General features: G+C 60.1%; 22 protein-coding genes and 1 tRNA gene. 4 read left to right on the forward strand and 19 right to left on the reverse strand.

Going from position 1 to position 23,922, the window contains the following annotated elements:
• Positions 1 to 74: 74 nt before the first annotated feature.
• The 3 genes from J3P77_RS04855 to bglX all read right to left on the reverse strand — a co-directional run bounded on the left by J3P77_RS04855 (position 75) and on the right by bglX (position 5,544).
• On the reverse strand, positions 75 to 1,403 hold the full coding sequence (locus tag J3P77_RS04855) for a sigma-54-dependent transcriptional regulator (protein ID WP_434679988.1): 1,329 nt from the start codon (positions 1,401 to 1,403) through the stop codon (positions 75 to 77).
• Positions 1,397 to 3,166, reverse strand: coding sequence for a sensor histidine kinase (locus tag J3P77_RS04860; RefSeq protein WP_434681889.1), 1,770 nt, complete (start codon positions 3,164 to 3,166; stop codon positions 1,397 to 1,399). The genes J3P77_RS04855 and J3P77_RS04860 overlap by 7 nt, the downstream gene beginning before the upstream one ends.
• 71 nt (positions 3,167 to 3,237) lie before the next feature.
• Positions 3,238 to 5,544 (reverse strand): beta-glucosidase BglX, encoded by a 2,307-nt coding sequence (gene bglX / locus J3P77_RS04865; RefSeq protein WP_434679989.1) that lies wholly within the window; start codon positions 5,542 to 5,544, stop codon positions 3,238 to 3,240.
• Positions 5,545 to 5,797: 253 nt separating this feature from the next.
• Between bglX and J3P77_RS04870 the strand changes: the two genes are divergently transcribed.
• The 3 genes from J3P77_RS04870 (at position 5,798) to J3P77_RS04880 (ending at position 8,583) form a co-directional block, all read left to right on the forward strand.
• Positions 5,798 to 6,511, forward strand: coding sequence for a TPM domain-containing protein (locus J3P77_RS04870; protein ID WP_434679990.1), 714 nt, complete (start codon positions 5,798 to 5,800; stop codon positions 6,509 to 6,511).
• A 27-nt stretch (positions 6,512 to 6,538) separates the two neighbouring features.
• On the forward strand, positions 6,539 to 7,156 hold the full coding sequence (locus J3P77_RS04875) for a TPM domain-containing protein (protein ID WP_434679993.1): 618 nt from the start codon (positions 6,539 to 6,541) through the stop codon (positions 7,154 to 7,156).
• A 206-nt stretch (positions 7,157 to 7,362) separates the two neighbouring features.
• Complete coding sequence (locus J3P77_RS04880) at positions 7,363 to 8,583, forward strand: class I SAM-dependent methyltransferase (RefSeq protein ID WP_434679994.1); 1,221 nt, start codon at positions 7,363 to 7,365, stop codon at positions 8,581 to 8,583.
• 13 nt (positions 8,584 to 8,596) lie between these two features.
• On the opposite strand, the gene J3P77_RS04885 is transcribed toward J3P77_RS04880, so the two are convergent.
• The 16 genes from J3P77_RS04885 to J3P77_RS04960 all read right to left on the reverse strand — a co-directional run bounded on the left by J3P77_RS04885 (position 8,597) and on the right by J3P77_RS04960 (position 23,069).
• Positions 8,597 to 10,552, reverse strand: a complete 1,956-nt coding sequence (locus tag J3P77_RS04885; protein ID WP_434679996.1) for a response regulator — start codon at positions 10,550 to 10,552, stop codon at positions 8,597 to 8,599.
• Complete coding sequence (locus tag J3P77_RS04890; protein WP_434679997.1) at positions 10,542 to 11,417, reverse strand: sensor histidine kinase; 876 nt, start codon at positions 11,415 to 11,417, stop codon at positions 10,542 to 10,544. Before J3P77_RS04890 ends, J3P77_RS04885 begins: the two co-directional genes overlap by 11 nt.
• Positions 11,410 to 12,420, reverse strand: a complete 1,011-nt coding sequence (locus tag J3P77_RS04895) for an anti-sigma regulatory factor (protein WP_434681890.1) — start codon at positions 12,418 to 12,420, stop codon at positions 11,410 to 11,412. The genes J3P77_RS04890 and J3P77_RS04895 overlap by 8 nt, the downstream gene beginning before the upstream one ends.
• Entirely contained in the window at positions 12,417 to 12,821 is a 405-nt protein-coding gene (locus J3P77_RS04900) for an anti-sigma regulatory factor (protein ID WP_434679998.1), read from the reverse strand. The genes J3P77_RS04895 and J3P77_RS04900 overlap by 4 nt, the downstream gene beginning before the upstream one ends.
• Positions 12,818 to 13,180, reverse strand: coding sequence for an STAS domain-containing protein (locus J3P77_RS04905; RefSeq protein WP_434679999.1), 363 nt, complete (start codon positions 13,178 to 13,180; stop codon positions 12,818 to 12,820). Before J3P77_RS04905 ends, J3P77_RS04900 begins: the two co-directional genes overlap by 4 nt.
• Before the next feature lie 4 nt (positions 13,181 to 13,184).
• Positions 13,185 to 14,036, reverse strand: coding sequence for an STAS domain-containing protein (locus tag J3P77_RS04910; protein ID WP_434680000.1), 852 nt, complete (start codon positions 14,034 to 14,036; stop codon positions 13,185 to 13,187).
• A 273-nt stretch (positions 14,037 to 14,309) separates the two neighbouring features.
• Positions 14,310 to 14,633: a helix-turn-helix domain-containing protein gene (locus J3P77_RS04915; RefSeq protein ID WP_434680002.1), complete on the reverse strand. Its 324-nt coding sequence runs from the start codon at positions 14,631 to 14,633 to the stop codon at positions 14,310 to 14,312.
• Positions 14,634 to 14,898: 265 nt separating this feature from the next.
• A complete protein-coding gene (locus J3P77_RS04920; protein WP_434680003.1) occupies positions 14,899 to 15,285 on the reverse strand; it encodes a histone-like nucleoid-structuring protein, MvaT/MvaU family in 387 nt (128 codons plus the stop codon).
• Positions 15,286 to 15,412: 127 nt separating this feature from the next.
• Positions 15,413 to 15,595 (reverse strand): hypothetical protein, encoded by a 183-nt coding sequence (locus J3P77_RS04925; RefSeq protein WP_434680005.1) that lies wholly within the window; start codon positions 15,593 to 15,595, stop codon positions 15,413 to 15,415.
• Positions 15,596 to 15,764: 169 nt separating this feature from the next.
• Positions 15,765 to 16,655, reverse strand: coding sequence for an EthD domain-containing protein (locus J3P77_RS04930; protein ID WP_434680006.1), 891 nt, complete (start codon positions 16,653 to 16,655; stop codon positions 15,765 to 15,767).
• An 81-nt stretch (positions 16,656 to 16,736) separates the two neighbouring features.
• Entirely contained in the window at positions 16,737 to 17,057 is a 321-nt protein-coding gene (locus J3P77_RS04935) for a hypothetical protein (protein WP_434680008.1), read from the reverse strand.
• 196 nt (positions 17,058 to 17,253) lie between these two features.
• Positions 17,254 to 17,327, reverse strand: a tRNA-Gly gene (locus J3P77_RS04940).
• Positions 17,328 to 17,533: 206 nt separating this feature from the next.
• Entirely contained in the window at positions 17,534 to 18,427 is an 894-nt protein-coding gene (locus J3P77_RS04945; protein ID WP_434680009.1) for an alpha/beta fold hydrolase, read from the reverse strand.
• A 300-nt stretch (positions 18,428 to 18,727) separates the two neighbouring features.
• Positions 18,728 to 19,420: a pseudouridine synthase gene (locus J3P77_RS04950; RefSeq protein ID WP_434680010.1), complete on the reverse strand. Its 693-nt coding sequence runs from the start codon at positions 19,418 to 19,420 to the stop codon at positions 18,728 to 18,730.
• A 35-nt stretch (positions 19,421 to 19,455) separates the two neighbouring features.
• Complete coding sequence (locus tag J3P77_RS04955; protein ID WP_434680011.1) at positions 19,456 to 19,695, reverse strand: cysteine-rich CWC family protein; 240 nt, start codon at positions 19,693 to 19,695, stop codon at positions 19,456 to 19,458.
• A complete protein-coding gene (locus tag J3P77_RS04960) occupies positions 19,695 to 23,069 on the reverse strand; it encodes a dermonecrotic toxin domain-containing protein (protein WP_434680012.1) in 3,375 nt (1,124 codons plus the stop codon). The genes J3P77_RS04955 and J3P77_RS04960 overlap by 1 nt, the downstream gene beginning before the upstream one ends.
• Positions 23,070 to 23,403: 334 nt before the next feature.
• On the opposite strand from J3P77_RS04960, the gene J3P77_RS04965 reads away from it, so the two are divergent.
• Positions 23,404 to 23,895 (forward strand): hypothetical protein, encoded by a 492-nt coding sequence (locus J3P77_RS04965; protein ID WP_434680014.1) that lies wholly within the window; start codon positions 23,404 to 23,406, stop codon positions 23,893 to 23,895.
• The last annotated feature ends 27 nt before the right edge of the window (positions 23,896 to 23,922 follow it).

Raw genomic sequence — 23,922 nt, forward strand, 5'->3', positions numbered from 1 at the left:
TCGCGACCGAAGGCTGTCAGCGGCCTTGGACGTGGGTATCGCTCGCGGCGCTGAGCAAACCGCCGACCCCGCTTTCAGCCGAGAAACATCTCCCGCACCAGGCCATGGCGCTGCATTTTTTCGTTCAGCGTGCGGCGGGGCAGTTGCAGCTCGTTGAGCACGGCTTTGATATCGCCTTTGTGACGGCTGAGCGCAGCACGCAGGCATTGCGCCTCGAACGCTTCCTGCTGAGCGGCCAGCGACCGGCCCGGCTGAACGCTATCCGCCTGCGCAGGATTGAGCCCAAGGATTTCGCGCTCGGCGGCGTTGGCCAGCTCGCGCACATTGCCCGGCCAGTCGTGGCTGAGCAGAGAGCTCAGTTGCGCGGCGCTGAGCGTCGGTGGTTCGCGACCCATCCGCTCGGCGGCGGCACGGGCAAAGTGGCTGAACAGCATGACGATATCTTCGCGCCGCTCGCGCAGCGGCGGCAGGCGCAGCTCGGCGACATTCAGGCGGTAAGCCAGGTCTTCGCGGAAGCGACCGGCTCGCGCTTCTTCCAGCAGGTCGGGTTTGGTTGCGGCGATGATGCGCAGGTCCACTTCGATGCTCTGGTTGGACCCCAGCCGGTCCAGGCGTTTGTCCTGCAGTACACGCAGCAGCTTGGCCTGCTGAGCCATCGGCATGCTTTCTATTTCGTCGAGAAAAACCGTGCCTCCGTCGGCGTACTCCAGCCTGCCTACCCGTTTCCCCTGGGCGCCGGTGAACGCGCCGCTCTCGTGACCGAACAGCTCTGCCTCGAACAGATGTTCCGGAATGGCAGCGCAATTGAGGGCGACGAAGGGTTTGTCGGCGCGCGGTCCGAAGTCGTGCAGGCAGCGGGCGACCAATTCTTTGCCGCTGCCCGTCTCACCGCGGATGATCACATTGACCGGCATTTGCGACAGGTCCAGCACCTGCCGCCGCAGCGTTTGCAGGCTGGGTGAAACTCCGAGCAGGATGGCATCGAGCCGGGTCCTGGCATCCGCCTGTTCATGCAGGCGGCGATTCTCAAGCACCAATTGGCGTTTTTCCATCGCCCGGCGCAGATTGCTGATCAGCGTTTCCGGGCTGAACGGTTTTTCAAGAAAATCGTAGGCACCGTCACGCATGGCCTGTACCGCCATGGGCACATCGCCGTGGCCGGTCAGCAGAATCACCGGCAGGTCCTTGTCGCGCGTTTGCAGTTGCGCAAGCAATTCCAGACCGCCCATGCCCGGCATCCGCACGTCGGTCAGCACCACACCGGGAAAATGTTCCGGCAACTGTGCAAGGCAATCGTCACCGCGGCTGAATACCTGCACGGTAAAGCCCGAAAGCGAAAGCCATTGCTGGATGGCTTCACGAATAGGCGCCTCGTCGTCTACCACAATGACTGAATTCAACATGCTATGTCCGGCTCCAGAAAGTCATTGGGCAGGCGGAACCAGAACACCGCGCCATTTCCGTGATTTTCGACGTTCAGCCGGTCCCCCAGCTCGTGAATGATTGCGTAGGACACCGCCAGACCGAGCCCCAGCCCGTCACCCACCGGTTTGGTGGTGAAGAAGGGGTCAAAGATATTGGCCATGTGCTCCCTGGCGATGCCGCCGCCGCTGTCGCCAACGCTCAGGCGCCACTGACCCTGCTCGGCTTCGATACGAACTTCGAGACGCCTGATCGGCTTGTCGCGCATGGCGTCCAGCGCATTGCGCAACAGATTGATCAGCACCTGTTCCAGGCGGATCGCGTCACCGCGCACCCATGCCGGGCGTGACAGATGCAAAACGCATTCGACGCGTTCTTCGCGCAGGCGAGGGTCAAGCAGCAACAGCGCCTGATCGACCACAGTGGCAAGATCCAGACGCTCGCGCAGACCGCTGGGGCTTTTGCGGGCGAAGGTCTTGAGATGTCCGGTCAGCGCGCCCATGCGGGTCAACTGCTGATCCACCGGCACAAGCGCCTTGCAGGCCTCTTCTATACGGCCCTGATCCAGCAGCAGCCGTACAGTTGCCAGTTGCATCCGCTGGGCGGTCAGCGGCTGATTGATCTCGTGGGCCAGCGCGGCAGACATCTGCCCGAGGGCCGCCAGCTTGGCGGACTGCACCAGACCATCCTGAGCAGTGCGCAGATCGCGGGTACGCTCCTGCACCAGCCGTTCCAGTTCGTCGCGGCTGCGTTCATGCAAGCGGGCAATCCGCCAGCGCTGGTAGAGATACAGCGCCAGAAACACCAGCGTCAGCCAGATACCGGCAGCGGCGAGGCCGGCATTGCGTATGTCTTCGTTGACCCTCTGCGGTTTGCGCAACAGGTGCAGAGTCCAGTTCTCGTCCGGCAACGGCAGCGACTGCCACAGGTATTCGGTCACGCCGTCCGGGCCATCGACCCGGCTCAGCCGGCTTAACGGTCCAAAGCTGTCTACGGTCCGGCTGCGCAGCGGCGACAGCGGTTTTTTGTCGTACTGACGGGTGCGCATGAGTTCCGCGCGGTTTTCCGCCGATATGGCTTCGAGCTCCCGATAACGCCAGCCAGGACGGTTGGCGATGAACACGATGCCTTTGTCATCGCTGACCAGCAGCAGATCGTCGCCCTGGCCCCATTCCTCTTCCAGATTGGGAAATTCCAGCTTCACGACCATCGCGCCGCTGAAATCACCGGCCTCATCCAGCACGGCGTTGGACAGGAAATACCCTGGGATGCCGGTCGTCACTCCGACCGCATAAAAGCGGCCAGTACCCTTGGCCTGGGTCTGCTGGAAATACGGCCTGAAGCCGTAGTTGTGACCGACGTAACTGTTGGGCTTGCGCCAGTTGCTCGCGCCGACGGCCAGGCCGTGCCGGTCGAGCAATTCCAGCGACGAAGAATGCGCAGTCTCGTTGATCTTTTCGAGTTTGCGATTGAGCGCGTTCTGGGCAGTAGCGGTGATCGGTCCGTTGACGGCGGCGCGGATCTCCGGATCCAGGGCCAGCACCGACGGCAACGCACGATAGCGTTCGATCAGGGTGTGGAGGGTATTGGCGTAGAGCGCCAACTGCTCACTGGCGCGGACGGCTTCTTCCGACAGCATGTGCCGCTGTGCCTGACGCATCGCCAGCCCGGCGGACAACGCGGCGCCCGTCAGGATCAGCAAGGCATACAAGGTGATGCGCAGGTAGCGATGTTTGAAGGTCATGGCCGGTGTGCTGCTCGAAGAGTTCATGCGAACGCATTCGCGGGTCTGACCCGCGAATGCGTCGTGAGCGGTCAGAGCAGCTTGAAGGTCGCTTCCTTCACCGCCTCGGAGTCCAGGCCGATCATGACCTTGAACTCACCCGGCTCCGCCGCGTATACCAGCTGCGGATTGTAGAACTTCAAATCGTCCTCACTGAGGGTAAACGTCACGACTTTCTCTTCGCCCGGCGCAAGGGTGACCTTCTCGAAGTTCTTCAACTCCTTGACGGGCCGACTGATGGACGCCGCGATATCGCGCAGGTACAGCTGAACGGCTGTGCTGCCGGCCAGTTTGCCGGTGTTTTTGACAGTTACGCTGGCCGTCAGTTTGCCGCCGCGCGCCAGTTCGCTGCCCGATAGCTTGACGTCGGAAACGTCGAACTGCGTGTAGCTCAGGCCGTAGCCGAACGGGAACAGCGGGCCATTGGGCTCCTCGAAGTAATGCGAGGTGTAGTTGCCCGGTTTGCCAGGGTGATACGGCCGGCCGGTGTTCATGTGCGCGTAGTACACCGGCAACTGGCCGATCGAGCGCGGGAACGACATCGGCAGCTTGCCCGACGGGTTGTAGTCGCCGAACAGCACGTCCGCCACGGCGTTACCGCCTTCGGTGCCAGGGAACCAGGTTTCCAGCATGGCGTCGGCCTGCTGCATTTCGTCGACCAGCACCAGCGGCCGGCCATTCATCAGCACCAGAACCAGCGGCTTGCCGGTGGCTTTCAGGGCTTTGATCAAGTCGCGTTGCTTGCCCGGGATGTTCAGGCTGCTGCGGCTCGCGGATTCGTGGGACATGCCGCGCGATTCGCCGACCACCGCCACGATTACGTCAGCCTGCTCAGCGGTTTTCACGGCTTCGTCAATCATTTCCTGCGCGGGACGCGGATCGACCTCGACTTCGTGCTCGATGAAGTTCAGGTACTTGAGGACCGCCTCGTCGTCGCTGACGTTCGCGCCACGCGCATAAACCAGCTTCGCCTTGTCACCTACGGCGGCGGCCAGTCCTTCGTACACGGTTACCGACTGATTCGGACGGCCAGCGGCGGACCAGCTTCCCAGCATATCCAGCTTGCTTTTCGCCAGGCCGCCGATCACGGCGATGGTGCCTTGCTTCTTGAGCGGCAGCGTCTGGCCTTCGTTCTTCAGCAGAACCAGCGTCTTGCGCGCGACATCGCGTGCTTCGGCGCGGTGCAGACGATCATCGGAATAGGTATCGGCCGGGTCCTGTTCGGCAACGCCGATACGCCCGAAAGGAGCGGCAAACAGGCCCATGTCGTACTTGGCGCCCAAGACTTCGCGTACCGCATTGTCGATTTCCTGCATGGAAACTTCGCCGTCTTTCACCAGGCCCGGCAGTTGTTCGCCGTAAGCGACGTCGTTCATGCTCAGATCGACACCGGCCTTGATCGCCAGTTTGGCGGCTTCGCGGTAGTCCTTGGCCACGCCGTGTTCGATCAGCTCCTTGATCGCGCCGTGGTCGCTGATGGTGACGCCCTTGAAACCCCAGTCCTTGCGCAGCAGGTCCTGCATCAGCCAGGTGTTGGAAGTCGCCGGAATGCCGTTGATCGAATTGAGCGCCACCATGACGCCGCCCGCACCGGCTGCGATACCCGCGTGGTAAGGCGGCAGGTAATCCTGGTACATCCGGGTCTTGCTCATGTCCACGGTGTTGTAATCGCGGCCGCCTTCAACGGCACCGTAAAGGGCGAAGTGCTTGACCGCCGCCATGATGCTGTCGCTGGCCGCGACGTTGTGCCCCTGGAACGATCTGACCATCGCGTCCGAGATGCGCGACACCAGATAGGTGTCCTCGCCGAAGCCTTCGGAACTGCGGCCCCAGCGCGGATCGCGGGAAATATCCACCATTGGCGCGAAGGTCATGTCCAGACCATCAGCGCTGGCTTCCCTGGCAGAGACCCGCCCGGTCAGAGCAATGGCGTCCATGTCCCAGCTCGCGGCCATGCCCAGGCTGATCGGGAAGATCGTGCGATGGCCATGAATCACGTCATAGGCGAAGAACATCGGGATCTTCAGGCGACTCTTGGCGACCGCCGCTTCCTGCAGCGGGCGGTTTTCCGAACGTGTAATCGAGTTGAAAGTGCCGCCGATTCGTCCGGCGGCAATTTCCTTGAGAATCATCGGTTGCGGCATCTCGCTGCTGATGCTGATCAGACGCAGTTGCCCGATCTTTTCATCGAGGGTCATCTGCTTCATCAGGTTCGAGATGAATGCATTCTTGTCCTGGAGCGTGGTCTTGCCAGGGTTTACGGCAGCGGCAGAGGGGTCGGCCAACACCGTTTGGCTGGCCAGACTGACCAGCAAACCTACTAAACACAGCTTATTCATGAATGATTTCTCAAGGCTTTTGCAGGCAACTCGCGTTTAATACCCGGCAGCCAGATATTGGGTTTTTGACCTTTGGCATTTATTGTTCGAGCCGGGCAGAGCGTAGCTGCTGTTCACCAGCTTGCGCCAGGCGTCGGCGAAGCGGGGGGATCTGACCGATACTCGGGCTTTGGCGACCGATTATGCCGGGGAACTCCCGTTTTGGCTAAGCGTGTCGTTTCGACGGATTCAACCAGGTACCGGAGGTAGGGTTTTGAAGTGTGTGTTACAGCTGATCTTGCCGCTTGTGTTGTTGTTCGGCGGCGCGGCAAGCGTGCGGGCAGAGACACCGGCGCTGGTGTTTCCGCCGATGACCGGCAGCGTGGTGGACGCCGCGCAGATGCTCGACAGCCAGACGACGATGCGGTTGGCCAGGCTGCTGCGGGCACATGAGCAGGCTACTGGTGAGCGCGTTGTCGTAGTGACGCTGGTCGATCTGCAAGGCGCGACCATCGAGGAGTTCGGCTCGCAACTTGGCGATGCCTGGAACCTTGGTCAGCAGGGCAGACAGGACAGCGCGCTGCTGATCGTCGACCGCGAAAAGCGCAAGGTGTTGATCGAGGTGGGGGCGGCCCTCGCCAGTCGCCTGACCGAAGCGCAGTCGTCGTTGATCATCAATATGCTCATCAATCCCGAGTTCGAGGATGCCCGCTTCTCCTCCGGAATCGAGCGCGGTGCGCAGGCAATGCTGGTTGCGCTTGGCGGTCACGTACCCGATTACCCCGAACCTGTCAGCGACAGTGACGTCTATGAGCCACAGACGGAAATCAGGCACGCCTGGCAGATGGCGCTGGTGCTGGCCGGTCTGGTGCTGCTGATAGTCGCCGTGAGCGTCAGGCGCGGTGCGCCCTGTCGCGCGGCCCTGCGTGGCGAGCGCGGAAGCGACGGTGATCGTTTTGGCGGCGGCGGGGCATCGGGCAACTGGTGAGCCGCGTAAGCGAATGACGAGGAAACAATGGCTTTACTGACGAAAGAAGAACAGCGGCAGGTGGCCGAGGCAATCGACCGGATCGAGCTGCGGACCGACGCCGAACTGGTCACCGTGCTGGCGGCACGCGCCGACGACTATGCCTACATGCCGCTCGTATGGGCCGGCGTGATCGGTCTGCTGGTGCCCGGCATTATTAACTACTGCGTCGAATGGCTGGATGCCAACGAGCTGCTGCTGGCGCAGATGGCCACGTTCATCCTGGTCGCCTTGCTGTGTCGCATCCCGGTTGTGACCAGCCATCTTGTGCCTGCCTCGGTGCGTCGCTGGCGCGCGGGCAATCTGGCGCGGCGGCAGTTCCTGGAGCAAAACCTGCACAAGACGCCGGACGGGACGGGGATTCTGGTATTCGTCAGCGAAGCCGAGCGGTACGTCGAAATACTTGTGGATCATGGCATCGCCAGCCGGCTGCACGACGACACTTGGAAGGCCATGGTCGATGTCTTCACCCAGCACGTACGCGATGGCCAGACGCTGCAAGGCTTCCTGGGATGCATTCATGCCTGCGGCGAGCTTCTGGCCGATCACGTACCGGTCACTCATAGCCGCAGTGAGTTGCCAAATAGGCTTATCGTGCTGGGCTAGACGCTTTCAATCTGCAGTGAAATCAGGACTCTTCCTACAACTCTTGTGTCTTCGAACTGCGGTTCAAGGCCCCTTCAGCTGAGCTCGCTTCATAAGGCGCCGCGGGCTTATGCATCGAAAATTGTTATGTCTGCCGAGCGCATCACAGGCGTAAAATGCGGCCCTGATTTTTCCCCACCCTTGCCGGGGTGCCCGAGGCGATACTGATGTCCGAGACAACCGATTCCCTTTCTCCTGCAGCTGCGGATCACCGCGCCGAATTTCTGAGGCTACTGGACACCAGCCTTACCCAGAATTCTCTCGTGAAGCTGGTACTTGCCAAACACGTAGGCAGCGAAGCGGAGCTGCAGCGGGTCATCATCAAGCCTCTATCGGTCAAGGCACAGCCGAGCCTGTCGTTCGTTTACCGTTACAAAACCCGCGACATCACCAAGAACCTGCCACTGAGCGAGGCGCAGGAGCGAATTGCGGAGCTGATACCCGGATCGTTCAAGAATGCGCATCTGCTGACGCTCACCGATGAGGTGCAGCTGGAATTCAGCAAGAAGAACAAGACCACGCTGTTCAGGAACAAGGCGCAGCGCGAGCGCGAGGTTCCGGCCGCGAGCCATGACCGTGAGAAAAAGCGCTATCTGGAACTGAATCGGCCGTTTCTCACTGATCTGGGCGTGACCAACAAGCAGCATGAGCTGATCCCGGCCATGTCGCGCAAATGGAAGCAGATCAACAAATTCATCGAGGTGTTTTCCCACGCCCTGACGTCCTCGCCGCTCAAGCTGGACCAGCCAATCCGGGTCGCGGATTTCGGCTCGGGGAAAGGCTATCTGACCTTCGCCATCCACGATTACCTGCGCAACACGTTGCAGGCTGAAGGTGTGGTGACGGGTGTGGAGCTGCGCGAGGACATGGTGACGCTGTGCAACAACGCTGCGGGGCGTCTTGAGCATCCAGGCTTGAGCTTCCAGCACGGTGATGTGCGCACGGTAGCCCCCAGCGAACTGGACGTGATGATTGCGCTGCACGCCTGCGACATCGCTACCGACTACGCGATTCACATGGGGATACGCTCCGGTGCCGCCATCATCATGTGCTCGCCGTGCTGCCACAAACAGATTCGTTTGCAGATCCAGAGCCCGGGTCTGCTGCGGCCAATGCTGCAGTACGGTCTGCACATGGGCCAGCAGGCCGAAATGGTCACCGACAGTCTGCGCGCGTTGTTGCTGGAAGCCTGCGGTTACGAGACCAAGGTGTTCGAGTTCATCTCGCTGGAGCACACCAACAAGAACAAGATGATTCTGGCCGTCAAACGTGCCGGTCCCGCCGATCCCGCACAGCGGCTGGCGCGCATCCAGGAACTCAAGGCGTTCTACGGCATTACCGAGCAATGTCTGGAAAGCCTGCTGCTGAGCGATGGCCTGCTCGGCTGAAGCCTCGCAGCGCTCAGTTCGCGGGGAGGTGCGGGTCGAGCATCCTGCGAGCTTTTTCCAGCAACTCGGCCAGATTGAACGGCTTGATGATCATGTCCATACGCTCGCCCAGGAAGCTGCGGCGGTTGACGGCATTCTCGGTGTAACCGGTCATGAAAATCACCGGCAGGTCGGGTCGCCAGTTGCGGGCCCGATCCGCCAGCTCCCGACCGTTCATCTGCGGCAGGCCGACGTCGGAGAGCAGCAGGTCCACTGATGGGTCGTTTTCCAGGATGCCGAGCGCCGTGATCACATCGGCAGCCAAGCTGCAGCGGTAGCCATTCTCGACCAGAAGTTCGTTGACGAACATCCTGACCGAAGCTGTGTCCTCGACAATCAGAATATGCTCGCCTGCACCGGGCATCAGCGCCTGCGGAGGCTCGATGACCTCTGGCAGCATATCGACGCGCGCCGGAATCATCAGCGTCACCTCGGTGCCATGGCCCACGAGGCTGCGAATCTGGATATCACCGCCGGACTGGCGAGCGAAGCCATAAATCGATGACAAGCCCAGGCCCGTGCCTTCGCCCAGAGGCTTGGTGGTAAAAAACGGATCGAACACTTTGTCGATGACGCTGTGTTCGATGCCGACGCCATCGTCCTTCACCGAGATCACCACATACGGGCCGTCGGCCAGTTTGGGGTCACCCTTGAAGTGCGCAGGGAAGGTGGCGACGCGAATGGTTCCGCCGTCCGGCAAAGCGTCGCGGGCGTTGATCACCAGATTGAGCACCGCGCTTTCCAGCTGGCTGGCGTCGATCATGGCGACCGAGGCCGTTGAGGTCAGATCCATCTCCAGTGCGATGCGCTTGCCAATGGTCCGGCGCAACAGATCGTCCAGCGAGGCGATGTGCCGATTGATATCGATAGGCCTGGCGTCCAGCGGCTGCTGACGAGCGAACGCCAGCAAACGTTGGGTCAGCGCCGCGGCACTCATGGCCGACGCCAGCGCGCCCTCCGCGTAGCGCAGCACCTTGTCGGGGTTATTATCGGCTGTACGTTTCTTGATCAACTCAAGGCCGGTAATGATCCCGGTGAGCAGGTTGTTGAAGTCGTGAGCAATGCCGCCGGTAAGCTTGCCGATGGCGTCCATTTTCTGCGCCTGCAACAGCCGTTCTTCAGTCTTGGCCCGCTCGGCCACCTCGAACGCCAGCTTGGTACTGACGTTGTTCAGCTGGTGGATGTGCGATTGCTCGCGTTGTCGGTGCTCGGTGACGTCTTCGACGAATACCAGGCTCATCAACGGCGTCCGATACGGCGAGATCTGCCACTCGGTATCGCGGAGCTGGCCGCGTATCGACATGCTGACGCTGCCTTTCCAGCGCTCACCGGCGCGCAGGGCAGCCGCCAGTTCTTCGATGATGTCCTGCTGATCGCTGGCCAACGCGCCGATCAGGCTGCGCTGCGATGCATTGTGGTCAATCAGCTGCGTGAAAGCGTGGTTGCACTCGTGGACGTTGAAGTGCTCGTCGAGCACGGCAATCGGTGCGGAAATATTGGCGAAAATCTCCCCGAACCGGGCCTCGCTTTCGCGCAGTGCGAACTCGGTGTCGCGCACCCGCAGCAAGGTCTTGATCGTCGCGAGCAGCACATCGGCATCGACCGGATGCACCAGATAGGCGTCCGCGCCGGCCTCCAGGCCGGTCACGATGTCGGCGCTCTGCATGGAGGCTGCCGACACGTGGACCACGGGAAGCAGAGCGGTCCGGGATTCGGAGCGCAGTAGCCGGACGATGTCGAAGCCGCTCATGTCCGGCAGGTTGACATCCAGAATCAATGCGTCGGGCACCTGCGCGGCAATCATTTCCAGGCCGTCGGTGCCGTTGCCGGCTTCGGTGACAATGAAGCCGTGGCGCTCCATGCGCCGTCTCAGCGCGTAACGCGTGGCGTTGTTGTCATCGACGATCAACAAGCGTGTTTCACGATTCATCGCGCGGCTCCCCGGCGATGGCCAGTGGAATGATCACATAGAAGGTCGAACCGACTCCGGGCTTGCTTTCCACACCGACCCGGCCGCCGAGCAATTCGGCAAATCGCTTACACAGCGATAGCCCGAGGCCGGTGCCACGCAAGCGCTTCTGCAAGGGCGAGTCGATCTGGGAAAAGTCTTCGAACAGCTCGCCGTGCAGGGCTTCGGGAATACCGACGCCGGTGTCGCTAACCGCAAAGCGCACCTCTTCGGAATTCTCCAGGGTCGCTGATACCCGAACTTCGCCACGCAAAGTGAACTTGAGCGAGTTGGAAACAAAGTTGCGAAGGATCTGCGCCAGCTTCTTGTCATCGGTAAACAGACGAGGCAGGCCGGCGGGCGCTTCGAAAATCAGGTCGACCGAGGACATGTTGACGATGGGCCTGAACATCCCGCGCAGGGCGGCGAACAGATCGAACATGTCGAACCACGCCGGCGAAATGGATATCCGTCCGGCCTCGATCTTGGCCAGGTCCAGCAAGTCGTCGACCATGTCGGAAAGCTCGCGCGCCGCGCCGCTGACAAACGCAACCTGCTTGTGCTGCTCCGGGCTCAACGGGCCGTCGACTTCATCTTTCAACAGGCTGGCGATGCTCAGGATCGAACCCAGCGGCGTCCTGAACTCATGGCTCATATAAGAAAGAAACCGGCTTTTCAGGTCCGAAGCCTGGCGAAGCTCGCTGGCCTGATTGTCCAGTTCCGAATACAGCGCCAGCACGCCCTGATTGGTTTCATCAAGCTCGGCCCGCAACGCTTCATTCTCCTGCCGCAGGCGCGCCAGTTCAGCTGACGAGCCTTCATGACAGTGGGCAGACGAATCAAGCATTGAAAGCCTCCAGGGCAACGACCAGAACAGTTACATCATCTCGACCGCGACAGTAGTCGCGATGCAGCAGGGCAGCGATGACCGCGGGATGACGGTACGCCAGGCCCGGGTAATCGCGCAGGTTCCAGCGCGATTGAAGGCCATCGCTGTACATCACCAGCAGGCTGCCACTTGCGTTCACATGTTCGAAAGCTTGCGCTTTGCGAAATTGCAGGCCGACGATGCCGGGGTGCGAAGCCAGACCGTGGCTTCGCTCGCTGCCGATCACCGTCGCGCCAATATTGCCTATGCCCAGAAATCTGAGTACGTCCCGACCGCCGTCGAACTGCGCGATGGCGATAGCGCCACCTCGCGTACCTTTCATGGCGTGATGCATGTCGTCGAGGATCGCAGTGCCATTGCTGAACGGCGCCTGCGCAAATGCGTATTCTCCGGCGCGGGCAGCGTGCTCGGCTTCGGCTCCGTGACCCAGACCATCGATCACCAGAGCGCTCAACTGAGTGTCATGCATCGCTAATGACCAGACATCGCCGCATGCGGGATCGTTCATCAGCGAGTGCTGACTGACGCCGAATTTCAGGTCTCGTGCCTTGGAGCCGCGCGGATAAAAGCGCGTCAGGATCACAGCGCCACGCGCGTCGGCATACATGTCGAATACGTCGGCCTGACGCGATACGGAGCCCAGGCCGATGCCCTGGGTTCCGCCCGTGGAAAAACCATCCTGCATACAGCGCTGCACATCGAAGCCCGGACCTCGGTCCACTGCGATCGCCTCGATACCCTGGGTTGATCCGCTGGGTACGACGCGCAAGTGCAGCTCGCCACTGCCGGCATGTTTGAGCTGGTTGGTGGCCAGTTCGGTCACTGCCAGCGCGACCCGGCCAGCGTCCGCCGGGTCGAAACCCTGCGACTCCGCCAGTTGTTGAGCGGTGCGCCGGGCATGACCTACCTGACTGCTGTCTTCGATCGGCAGGACTTGGGTCAGGGTACCGCTGAGGTTCATGTCCATCGGGTGATCGTGATACGTGTACCTGCGCCGGGCGCGGTGTCGAGTTCGAATTCGTCGACCAGACGCTTGGCGCCGGTCAGGCCCAGGCCCATGCCGCTGCCGGAAGTCCAGCCGTCGGTCATTGCCAGTTTCAGGTCGGCGATGCCAGGTCCTTCGTCACGGAAGGTGATCCGCAGGCCGGTCCGCACGCCCTCGTCGATGATCTGCCAATCCATGTCACCGCCGCCGCCATAGACCATGGTGTTGCGAGCCAGTTCGCTCACGGCAGTGACCATTTTGGTCAGGTCGACCAGGCGCATGCCGCACTCTTGTGCAAGCTTGCGCGCGGTCTGACGTGCCAGTACGACGTCCTGTTCGATCAGGATGGGTTGCGAACCGCTGCTCTGGACGGTCATTGCGTACCTGCCCGCTCTTGCAGAAGTTTCATGCCGCGCTCCACGTTCAGCGCCGTGCTGACGCCGGGCAGGGTCATACCCAGCTCGACCAGGGTAATCGCCACCGCAGGCTGCATGCCCACCAGCACGGTCTGCGCATCCATGATGCGCGACAGGCCAGAGATAGTGCCGATCATGCGGCCGACGAACGAGTCGACGATGTCCAGCGCCGAAATATCGATCAGCACGCCCTTGGCGGACGTTGCGCTGATGCGTTCGGAAAGATCGTCTTGCAGAGTCAGGGCCAACTGATCATGCATGTCGACCTGAATGGTGACGAGCAGAAAAGCACCCATCCGCAATATGGGGATTCGTTCCATGTGCTTATACCGCCTTGGTAACGGTCACACCCAGGCGACGCAGCGCCAGCGCCAGTGCGTCGGCGAGGTTGGCCTTGGTGACGACGCCCTGCAGATCCAGGCCAAGGTGAACGATGGTCTGCGCAATCTGTGGACGCACGCCGCTGATGATGCAGTCGGCACCCATCAGGCGAATGGCCGTGACTGTCTTGAGCAAGTGCTGAGCCACCAGAGTATCGACCGTCGGCACACCGGTGATGTCGATGATGGCGATCTCGGACCCGGTGTCGACGATGCGCTGCAGCAGGGATTCCATGACCACCTGCGTACGCTGCGAGTCGAGCGTGCCGATCATTGGCAGCGCAAGAACACCATCCCAGAGTTTGACGACCGGTGTCGACAGTTCCAGCAGCTCTTCCTGCTGACGCTTGATGACGGCTTCGCGAGATTTCTGGAAGGTGCGGATGGTGTGCATGGCAAGCATGTCCAGCAGTTCGGACGTTTGCAGCAGTTGTTCGGAAAGCACTGCCGGGCTGTCGCTGTATTCGGTCTGGAGCAGGGCGAACAACGGGCCTTTCAGAGTGAAAACGAATGCCGCGGTCTGATGCGAGTCATGGCCGGCCAGCGCACGGGTGTGAGAGAGTTTTTCGAGAAACTGACGAATTTCATCCCAGTCACTGCCCGCCAGGGACTGGGAGCTGCCGCGTTCTGCAGTCGAGATGACCAGGTTCAGGAAGTCCCGGGTTTGGAGCTTCACGTCTTCATCTTTCAGATTACGAGTCGCGCCGCTGGCTTCCAGGCTGGACAACCAGCTTGAAGTCAGTGCGGACTGGGAGGCCTTCATGGCCTCGACGCTACGCTGCGACAGGCTTGGCATATTTCATAACTCCTGAGTATTTCGATGAGATCGGCCGATTGTGGGGATAACAATCCAGGGATCGATATCGCCGTGCCAGCAATGCGGGGAGTTTCTACGTTTCGTGCTGAATTGCAAGCAAATGGCGAAGTTAACCACTAATTGTCGGCAATACGATTTCCGGATTTGATTGTTATTTGCCTACGCGGTAGTTGGCGGCCTGTGCGGGGACAAGCGTGAGCACGCTGTGCGAGGAGAGGGGCAGCATGTTTCGAGCGAGTTCTAACTGTCTGATTAATCGCAGTCTGAAAGGGAAGAAGAAAGGTGGTCGAGCGCTTTCCGGTCTTCCTTGGGCAGCGCGCGGAACTGTGCGATGACCCTTGCTTCCTCGGGCGTGAGACTGGCTTCCACGGTCGGAGTGCGCTGGCCCAGCAGCACATAAAGAATGTCCACGCCGGCTGCCGCCACGCCGATAAGGTAACCGGATTTCGGCTGCCTTTCACCCGCCTCATAGTGCGCCTGGGCGTTGCTGGCGATGCCACCGAGCGCGGCAAATTCCTGCTGCGTGAGCCCGAGCCTTTTACGTTCTTCTCTTAACCGCGCGCCTACCGTGCTCACAGGCCAGCCTCCATAAATATCCAGTGACTTTTGGTCGTTAGTAGTCAAAAGGATGTGTAGATCTGCCGAAGGGTAAGTGTAGAGTCATTTGCGCCATCCAAATGAATACTCGATGGATTGAAAGGTAGTATCAGGTTACATGTCAACTTCGCCCCGTCCGACAATGAACATCGGTCAGGGCTCGGTAGCGTTGTGTTAATTGCCTGGGTGATCTATCGAAACAGCCGTTTCGCTGGCGGCAACCTGCCAGGCAGGGCAGGCGCGATTACTCCACCCAGCTCTCGACCTCGGCCGCGCCATATTCGCTTTTCCACTGCTTGAGTGTCTTGTGGTTGCCGCCTTTGGTTTCGACGACCTCGCCATTATTGGGGTTTTTGTAGCGCTTTACGCTCCGGGCCTTGCGGGTAGCTTTCGTAGTCCCCGCGGTGCCTGCCTTACCCTGGCGCGTCGATGACGTTCTGGCGCCCGAATCAGGACCGATGATGGAAACGATGTCCTTGAGGCTCTTGTTGTACTCGCCCAGCAGCTCACGAAGTTTGCTTTCAAACTCGATTTCTTTTTCGAGGTCCTTGTCGCCTTTCATGGCTTCCAGCGCTTCCAGCTGTTCGGCAAGGTGGCGTTCAAGTTGACGGTATTCTGCGAGTTTGGACATGTTGGTCTGCTCCGGTCTAATCGATGTGTTCAGTCATTGGGAATGATGCGATTCTGCGTAAGGGCCAAGTGGCTGTCGGCGGCTCTCTGACGGCGCTGCCTGTAAGCTCTGGCTGCCCGCGGATCGACTAACCTGGTTGCCGACCTGGATAAGCGCCAACTCTGCAAGGCAGTGGGCGATACGTCGCCTGCCAGGCGCGGTTTTTAACCGGTACATGGCGGCGGCTGATTCGCAGCACGCCCCACAGCATGGCGCAGGCTATCGCCAACCAGGCGGCGATCATGCTGAAGATGGTCATTGCAAGGCTCATGAATACCTCCATTGCGTTGTCTTCTTCGAGCTCTCCCAATAGATGACCATCGGCCATCGCAGTGATTCAACTTAATATCCGAGGACGTTATCCAGGTCACACCGAGACTTTGCATTCAGCGAGTCGGTGCCCGGTCCATCGAGCACTAATCGAGCACTAGTTGCACCATTCAGGCAGCCGAATTACCCAGCCTTACAGTGCCTTTCAATAACAACTGCTCGACATCCGGACTCAGCTGGTTGATGGCACCCAGATACTCGATGAGCTCGGCGGCGCGGCTGCCACGCAGGCCTGCAGTGGTGAGCAGCCCGTCCGATACGTAGGTATAAACGCCTGATACGGCAAAGGCTTTCAGTTGCGCGATATGCGCGGACTGTCCAGGCAACGAGTTAACAAATTGTTCGGAATTGAAGAAGCGTCGTCTGGCGACCGGACTCTCGAACGCCACTTCAACCATGGCTAATTCCTGTCGCGCAGCGGTTGCTTTGTGCAAGACATTGGGCGCAGGCGGGTGCCCGCCATCGTTGATAAAAGGGGAGCACAGATGCAGGCGCACCTTCAGAATTCCTTGTGCGTTGGCAAGCAGATTCTGAAAGTCAGTGGCGAGATAGCGATGGAGGTCCTCAAGCCTGTTGCGCGGGCTGAAGTGCAAGTGAATCCGATCAAATAAATCCGGGCCGTTATGCCGGTCATCGTTAAAGCGGTTGAGCAGGGTGTTCGAACCTTGCGGCAAGTCGTAGGCCAATGTTTCCTCGAACATGTTCTGCTCGTCGCTGAACAGTATCGAACTTGCTTGCTGAAAGCGCTGTTGATCCTGAGCCGAGGCAAATCCGATTTCCACGCCGCCGTCGAGTTCATAGTCGGGGATCTCTGAAATCCCGTCGGCGAGCGGCCAGAGATGGGCATCCTGATTGCGGCTGAAGTGGTGCTGAATATAAAGGCCGAGTCCCGGGAGACGTGAACACAAAGGGCCGTGAACATCACGCCAATAGTGGGCGAATATCTCGTGAGGCACTCTTTCGCGACGTTTTACCGTGGTGTAACTGTTGATAGCGATCATGCGAGCCTCAATGGGTGAATGCCGATGTTCCAGTGAGTTAGGAACAACGGGTGCCCGCATGGTTCAGGGGAGTTTCAGCGCTCAGGTATCGAGTTCGAGCGATGCGTACCAGTCCGCGTAAGGGCTGTTGCTCGCCTTGTGTCTGTTGAAATCCGGGCTGCCGTCAGTCCACCAGACCGGCCCGCGTTCGCCCAGCGCCACCTTGGCGGTCTGAACGTGGGCACGAGCGGTTTTGAGCAGCGCAGCGTCCTGCGCCGCCTTCGCAGTCTTGACCTCGCGTCGGGCAGTCATCAGGTCATTGACCAGACGCTGACGCTCCTCTTGAGGCAGGGCCGGATTGCTGCAGCGCCATAGTTGACCCTTGACCACGAAGTAGCGGCCATCTGGGGTTGTCGGATACATGGGCTCAGCTCGCGATAGCAATGAGGGACATGCTGTGAGAACCGACAGGCGCTGGAAAATTCCTTGGAAAAAAGGCCAGCTTTTCAGTGCGTCGGTGTGCTTCGAACTGGCGACGGACATGAGTCCGGGGAGCCGGGTTCGTGAGAGTGAAAGCAGGGGAGGAGTCGGCGGAAACGCCTGAAAACACTAGGGGAAATGGAGCGGGTAGAGGGAATCGAACCCTCAACTAAAGCTTGGGAAGCTTTCGTTTTGCCACTAAACTATACCCGCTTTTAATGTACGTCTTTGCTCGAAAAGGCGGCTGTTGTACGCACCCGTTCAAAGCGGCTGACTTTGTACCAGAAGCAGGTCGGGATTTGAAGCGCTAATTGATCCCGTGCACCGAGCCTGACCGGCTCAGGGGAGCGCGGGCCATTCGCCGAGTGCGTATTGCGAAGCACTGGCGAACAGCGGCCGGTTCCTGTCATGCACCAGGCTCAGAAAGCATAGGCATGGTTGCTTTGAGGCAGGTTGAAGGCGTAGCGCGGTGTTTCGAGTGCCGGTTTTTCCTGCTGCAGAAAACCCAGCAGTGCTTGTCGGGTGTCGCGTGAGGCGGCTTTGTGCTCCATGTCCAGAAAGTGACCGGCCGCTTCGATGGCGCTGAATTGGCTGTGCTGCACATATTCGTCGAAAAGCACGGCGTCGTTCGCCGCGGTGTACTCGTCCCAGACACCATTCATGAACAGAACTGGAACATCGATGCGCTTCGCCGCTGCCAGATAGTTGTCCGGGTCCAGTTCGAGAACCTGGCTGATATGGTAGTGCAACTGGTCATATTCATGCAGGGCGAGGCTGCTGACGTGACGAAAGTTGAAGCGTTTGAACAGTGACGGCAGGTGCTTGCCGATGGTCGCATTGATCAGGTTTCCCATCCCGTAGCGATCATGAGCGCTCAAGTGAATCAGCCCTCTGTGCAGGTAATCGCGCATGTGCTCGTTGATGACCGGCGAGAACGAACTGATGACCGCTTTCTCGATTCGCTTCGGCCTGTGCGACAACGCAACCAGCGCCGCGGCCCCGCCCCACGAAAAGGACATGACGTGGTCGGCTTCAAAGTGCTCGATTAGCTCAAGCAGGATCTGACCTTCCATTTCCCGTGTCAGCGGTTTTTCGTGCAGGTTGTGGGGCTTGGATTTGCCCGCGTAGGGCTGGTCATAAAGCACCACGTTGAAGTGCGGGTAAAGGTTGCGAACGGTCTGTGCAAATGACGCAGTAGTGGCCAGTGAGCCGTTGACCAGAACGATGGTCTTCTCTGCGGCCTCTGCACGATAGAACTCCGTGTAAACCCGAAAAAGTCCCTGTATATCAAGCACGGCGATATCTGGCGTCATAGATGTTTCTCCTGGCATAACAGATGTACGCATGAGCGACGTCAAGCGAGTTTCGTAACAGGCAGGCATTAGCCGGTAATAGGCCCATGTCGATCCGAACGATCTGTCCGACAGGTATTGTTATTGGCGGGCATTTTGTCGTGAGCCCCTGGGGCTCGGTACGGCAAAAGGTTTCTTGGAATGCATGAATGACTAGCCGGTCACATGTGGACCGACGGTTGGATTCAAGCAGGCGATCCGTAATGCCGCAAGAACCGTTCGTAGAGCAGCGCCAGGTTCCGCCGAACGGTTGTGACTTTTTCAGATGGAGAGGATTTGAGCCGTCGTCAACGCGCGGTAGCTGCCGGGCTCTAGTCCGGGGGCGAGGGTCAGCGGACCCATGCTTTCGCGGTGCAATTCCAGCACTTTGTTGTCGAAATGGCCGAACATCCGCTTCACTTGGTGGTAGCGACCTTCGAAGATTGTCAGCCGCGCGCTACGCGGGCCCAACAGCATCAGTTCGGCGGGTTGAGTGGTGACGTTCTCGAACGCGAAGTAGAAACCCTGTGAAAAACGCAGCACATACCGTTCGTCGATCGGCTGCTCGGTTTCGACGTAGTAGGTCTTCGGCAGACGGGTCTGCGGTTGAGTAAGGCGCCTCGACCACTGGCCGTCATTGGTGATCAGCATCAGACCAGTGGTGTTGAAGTCCAGCCGGCCAGCGATATGCAGGTCCTGCTTGTCCGGTTCGTCCAGAAGGTCCAGAACAGTGGGGTGCTTCGGATCGGACGTCGCACTGACGCAGCCTTTGGGCTTGTGCAGCATGTAATACCGCGCAGGCTTGCCGGCCTGTAGCTGCAGTTCGTCAAACTCCACCCGACTGAATTCGCGGACTACGTGATGCGGATTGCTCGTGATCTGGCCATCGACTCTGATCCGACCACTGGCCAACGCTACGCGGACTTGCTGGCGATTGAAGCGAGGCAGGTTGCTTAGAAAACGGTCAAGACGCATGGCGCGGACGGTCCAGAGAAAAGCGGACGCGCATGTTACGGCATCTGGCGGTCAGTCTGATGCGCGTTCGCCTCTACGACGCCCGCACATCGTGGGCATAGACAGGCGCGGTTGCGCAGCTCGGAGGGCAGGGCTTCGAGCCTCGCGGGGTCTATGATTTCGGAAAAACACCAGCAGGCGTGGCCGACCGTGCGTGGGTCGGCCAAGGCACACTGGTTGCTCAGGCCGCATAGCGGGCATAACTGAACGGCGTCAGGTGCAGAGGTTGAAGTCATTACGGCTCGGATTGATCATGTCTGATTGGAGGCTTCAAGGTCGGAGCCTGATAGATGGGAGCTCGTCCCAACCGGGCAGCGATAGCGGCGCAGCGGCAATGCACCAGCAATATTTTGTCGTAGTGGATCCCCTGAGCATAAAGCGTGTCGAACAGGTCCGCCAGCGTGGGCGAAGGTACGCCGAAACGGTTGCGGACGGTAAGGACGTCCATCGGCGTGGCAGGGAGCTGACCTCGCAACGGTGAAGCATTGGAATTGCGCACGATATGGCTGATGTCCTCGTAGCTTTCATGACGGACGCTCTGATACTTGGACAGGGTGTAATTTTTCAACCTGCCCGGAAGCGAAGTGCCCGCCATCATCTTGTCGGTGCGAACCAGCGAAGGCAGGGCAGATCGCGTCTGCACCAGCGTGTTGCCAGCGGCATTCGAGATTGCGAAAGGCTGGACTGTCTTGCTGACGATGCGGTGCAGCATTGGGTCCACGAGGATGAAGCCGTGGGGAGCGTAGGTCTGTATCTCGGTGCCAAGCGGGATTCTGACGCTCGAGCTCCACGGCAGATAATGTCCGTGAGTGCTTACCACCAGAGTCCGGGCCTGGCCCTTGTCCGACGTCCACAGCAGGAACCGGCGACCCATTTTCCAGGCATGCACCGGTACTGCGCCGAATCGCGGGTGGCCGGGAATGGTCCATCGTTTGAGCATGGCCTCGGTGTGGAAAAACTTTTCCAGGCGGGTCTTTCGCGGATGCATCGAGCGGCGAAACAGCGACCCGAGTCCGCTGCTGATGCCATGTCCTGCGCCGGCGCGCAACGTAGTGCCCGTCGGTTTGATGATCCGGATCAGCGAACGCAGCAGCGTCGGAGTCTGTGGCCCGATGCGCAGCAGTCCCAGAGACAGCGCGGTCAGTAGCGACTGAATCTTTTCCGCCCTTCGGCTGCCAGGCAGTTGCGCAGCGGCCAGGTTGAGCGAGGCGACGCCGATTTCCATCGCCAGCGAGGCGACGAGCGCAGGCGTGAGCAGCACCGACATTGGCACCAGCAGCAGTTGCAGTCGATTGAGCAGCGACATCCAGTACCTGAGCGAGACCTCGGTGCCGGTAACGATCCGATCCTGTGCGTCTTCCAACGCATTTTGTCTTAGCGCTTCGCGCATGAACCCGAACGGCTGGCCGTCCAGTCTGCGCTCGATCAGCGAATGCTCAAGCGCCTTGCGCGTGTCGGGGTTATAAAGCCCGTCGGTCCATGGACGCAGCATGGACGCCGGTGGAGTCGGTGGCAGGACGCCGCCCCAGAGCTTCAGCAAGTAATCGAGGCGTTCCCGGTGTCGGCCAGGAATGTATTGCATGACCAGATCACGCCAGCGTCCATCCGCCGCCGCGCTCCGAAGATACTGGTGGAGCTCCTGGTCATTGCGAAACTCTCGAAACGCCTGGGCATGGCCGGCCTGATACAGCACTTTGAGCGGACCCGGCTGCTCCAGCACCAGGAGCCCGGCATACTGGATTTCCATGGCCTCGAGTGTCGAACTCTTCACATGAAAGCCGAGCGCCGACCACCTGACTGTTTCCCGTTCCGCCAGGCTTCTGACCACCAGATCGAAGCCGCTGCGTCCCAGACGAGCCTGTTTGAGGGCGATCAGCGCCTGGGCTATGAAGACGGTACTGAACGCCTGCTCGATGACCACTTTGCGCACGGTCCAGAAATCATTGATCTGTACCGACATGGTGGCCAGAAAATCCAGGTCCTTGATGTAGTCCTCGACATTCTGCGGATTGATCGGCAGCACCTGCTCTGGTGCCCAGGCACCCTTGCCGGTGTTGTCGTAAAAGACCGAGGTGCCGCCGCCATGGTCGATATAACCCGCCGGATACTGAACGCGGTAATTGGTCACCAGCGCCTGACTCAGGCTGATGGGAGTTTCATCGGGCACGTTTACATACGTCGCCGGCACGCGTGCATCGCCCAGCGGGGTGTTGGCATGGCCCCGTCGATAAGCGATGAACACGTGGTCGGGGTTGAGCGAAAGGCCGTGATGACTATGCAGGTAATCGCTCATCAGCCCGGCGGCGACTTTTGAGGGCTCAGGTATCAGGTCAAGAACGGAGGAGTGCGTCTGCCAGAGTTCGGTGGCGCTGGCCAGTGTCAGCGAGCGAGCGATGGGTTTGAGCAGGTTGAAACGGTCGTAGTTATCGGCACCGGTCAGCTCGATGGCGGCCCGCTCCTGGGCTTGTGTCAGGGCGGAGAATACGTCGCCTTCAATCAGTGACGACTCGACAACCGCGCTCGTACGGTCGACCTGTTCGGCCATGTGCAGGAGCCGTCGGTGCCAGGCGGAGCTGTTCAGCGCACCCAGTAGCCGGTGGGTCATTTCCTTCGGATCGTCGCTGATGTATTCGATCGTCTGGCCTCGCGTGCCGAGCACGTGGATAAAACAGTGCGAGGTACTTTCCGACCTGATCTGAAAAATGCCGGGTATCGGCTCACCGTCCAGCAGAAGACCGCGTACCTCTGTCTTCTGGCCGCGCCCCCGGTACTCAAGCGCTGCCAATGAATCAGGAAACCTGCGCAAACCCAGCGCATCGAGCGTCAGCAGATACCCGGCGTGGCTGATTTGCTTGCGTGCCAGCTGCCGCGCCAGTCCGTCGAGAAAGCCGAGCTTGCACAGGCTCCGGTAGGTTGATCGGTGTCGCGCCCAGAACCCTTTGAGGGCGGCATGGTAATCGTCTGGCCAGGCTGCGTTGCTGATCCAGGTGAATACCTCGGATCCCGACAGCGGAGCATCGTCTGTGAGCGGTATATCGACGATTGTGCAGCGCTGCAGCCCGCTCAAGCGCCATGGGTCGAAGCACAGCTGCGCCACGTCGGTAAGCGAGAGCCGCAGATCGTAACGCTCGGTTCCGTCCTCATCCACCGACGGGTGATCCAGCGTAGTGAAGGTCAGGTGCAGCTGGTCCGGATCAAGCCTGGCCGGGTCCAGCGTTCGGCCGGACCGCTGTTGAAGCAGAATCGCAAGGCGTTCCCGGATGAAATCCCGTCGGCTGGGCGGAAGGTCCATATCCAGCTGGCAGGCCTTGAGCAGCAGCACCGATTCGGCGATCAGCGTGAAACCGGGACCGTTGCGCAGCGACCTGAGCCTGCGCTCGGTCTCAGGGTCAGGCTCAAATGGCTGCGAAGGTTCGTCGGCCAATGGAGGGAGACGTTCTTCGCCGCTTGAGTGTTCAAAGGGCGACCGCGAGAAACGCGCCGGCGGACTCAAAGTGTCCGTTTTCTCGTTCTGAGGCACTGGCGAAAGCAGGACAGAAGGCATTTCCAGTAAAACGGAGGACGGGGCAGGCACGCTGTCCCGAGGGAACGGGCTCCAGGTCTGATTCATGACGGTCTTTCGATATGAAGGGTCGGCCCACTATGTCGTAACGCGCCATTGCAAAAGACATAACTATGTATGTCTCGTCTGGCGGTTCCGCCAGACGCCCCCATGGCCGCAGCGAATGCAATGTTTTGTAGCATTTTCGTTCGCCGAGCGACGCGCCCCGCAAAGGCTCGGCCTAGCGGTCTCGCAGGCTTTTCCACGTTGGGATGCTGGAGCGTCTGGCGACGGACAGCTGGCACTGAAAAGGCGTTTTCCTGTCTTATCAATCGTCCGCAGCCGTTTTGCGGACGCCGACCAGCGTCGCTGGTTGCGCCCAATCGCGGTCCAGGAGGCCGCCATGTATAGAAAACCTTCGCTTATCCTTTTGCTGGCCCTTTTCCTCTCGGGTTGCTACGGCGGCTCGAGGTACTACGAATCCGAGGTCTATACGCAGCCAGCGGCTGTTGTCGGGGGCGGGTATGTCCATGAGAGCGCCTATCGCGGACCCTACTATCAGGAACAACGCATCTACGTTGCGCCTCAGCCGCGGTATTACAGTCAATCGCGCTACTACGGTCAGCCGCGTTATTACTCGCCACCGGCGCGCTATTACTCACCGCCGCCTGTGCCACGTTATTACCAACCGGGCCGTCCGCCCGGCCAGGCGTGGGGATCGCCCGGATTGCGCAACAGCGACGGCTACCGCCACCGTTCCAATTTCCGCGGCGATTATCGTGGCGATTATCGTGGCGGGCATTCATGGCGTGACCATCGCCACGATCGCGGCGGCCGGGATCGTGGAGGCTGGCAGCGAGGCGGCGGCGACTATCGCCGGGGTGGGAATCGCTAGCTGATCAGACGGACAGGCGGAGCGCCG

The sequence above is a fragment of the Pseudomonas sp. R1-18 genome, from assembly GCF_051132095.1.
GTDB lineage: Bacteria > Pseudomonadota > Gammaproteobacteria > Pseudomonadales > Pseudomonadaceae > Aquipseudomonas.

Bases quoted from the DNA above. Each gene is read 5' to 3' on its own strand.
- J3P77_RS04855 (WP_434679988.1), bottom strand. From the start codon at position 1,403: ATGTTGAATTCAGTCATTGTGGTAGACGACGAGGCGCCTATTCGTGAA.
- bglX (WP_434679989.1), bottom strand. From the start codon at position 5,544: ATGAATAAGCTGTGTTTAGTAGGTTTGCTGGTCAGTCTGGCCAGCCAA.
- J3P77_RS04945 (WP_434680009.1), bottom strand. From the start codon at position 18,427: ATGACGCCAGATATCGCCGTGCTTGATATACAGGGACTTTTTCGGGTT.
- J3P77_RS04875 (WP_434679993.1), top strand. From the start codon at position 6,539: ATGGCTTTACTGACGAAAGAAGAACAGCGGCAGGTGGCCGAGGCAATC.
- J3P77_RS04885 (WP_434679996.1), bottom strand. From the start codon at position 10,552: ATGAATCGTGAAACACGCTTGTTGATCGTCGATGACAACAACGCCACG.
- J3P77_RS04910 (WP_434680000.1), bottom strand. From the start codon at position 14,036: ATGCCAAGCCTGTCGCAGCGTAGCGTCGAGGCCATGAAGGCCTCCCAG.
- J3P77_RS04890 (WP_434679997.1), bottom strand. From the start codon at position 11,417: ATGCTTGATTCGTCTGCCCACTGTCATGAAGGCTCGTCAGCTGAACTG.
- J3P77_RS04860 (WP_434681889.1), bottom strand. From the start codon at position 3,166: ATGACCTTCAAACATCGCTACCTGCGCATCACCTTGTATGCCTTGCTG.
- J3P77_RS04925 (WP_434680005.1), bottom strand. From the start codon at position 15,595: ATGAGCCTTGCAATGACCATCTTCAGCATGATCGCCGCCTGGTTGGCG.
- J3P77_RS04895 (WP_434681890.1), bottom strand. From the start codon at position 12,420: ATGAACCTCAGCGGTACCCTGACCCAAGTCCTGCCGATCGAAGACAGC.
- J3P77_RS04955 (WP_434680011.1), bottom strand. From the start codon at position 19,695: ATGACTTCAACCTCTGCACCTGACGCCGTTCAGTTATGCCCGCTATGC.
- J3P77_RS04965 (WP_434680014.1), top strand. From the start codon at position 23,404: ATGTATAGAAAACCTTCGCTTATCCTTTTGCTGGCCCTTTTCCTCTCG.
- J3P77_RS04880 (WP_434679994.1), top strand. From the start codon at position 7,363: ATGTCCGAGACAACCGATTCCCTTTCTCCTGCAGCTGCGGATCACCGC.
- J3P77_RS04950 (WP_434680010.1), bottom strand. From the start codon at position 19,420: ATGCGTCTTGACCGTTTTCTAAGCAACCTGCCTCGCTTCAATCGCCAG.
- J3P77_RS04900 (WP_434679998.1), bottom strand. From the start codon at position 12,821: ATGACCGTCCAGAGCAGCGGTTCGCAACCCATCCTGATCGAACAGGAC.
- J3P77_RS04905 (WP_434679999.1), bottom strand. From the start codon at position 13,180: ATGGAACGAATCCCCATATTGCGGATGGGTGCTTTTCTGCTCGTCACC.
- J3P77_RS04920 (WP_434680003.1), bottom strand. From the start codon at position 15,285: ATGTCCAAACTCGCAGAATACCGTCAACTTGAACGCCACCTTGCCGAA.
- J3P77_RS04960 (WP_434680012.1), bottom strand. From the start codon at position 23,069: ATGAATCAGACCTGGAGCCCGTTCCCTCGGGACAGCGTGCCTGCCCCG.
- J3P77_RS04930 (WP_434680006.1), bottom strand. From the start codon at position 16,655: ATGATCGCTATCAACAGTTACACCACGGTAAAACGTCGCGAAAGAGTG.
- J3P77_RS04935 (WP_434680008.1), bottom strand. From the start codon at position 17,057: ATGTATCCGACAACCCCAGATGGCCGCTACTTCGTGGTCAAGGGTCAA.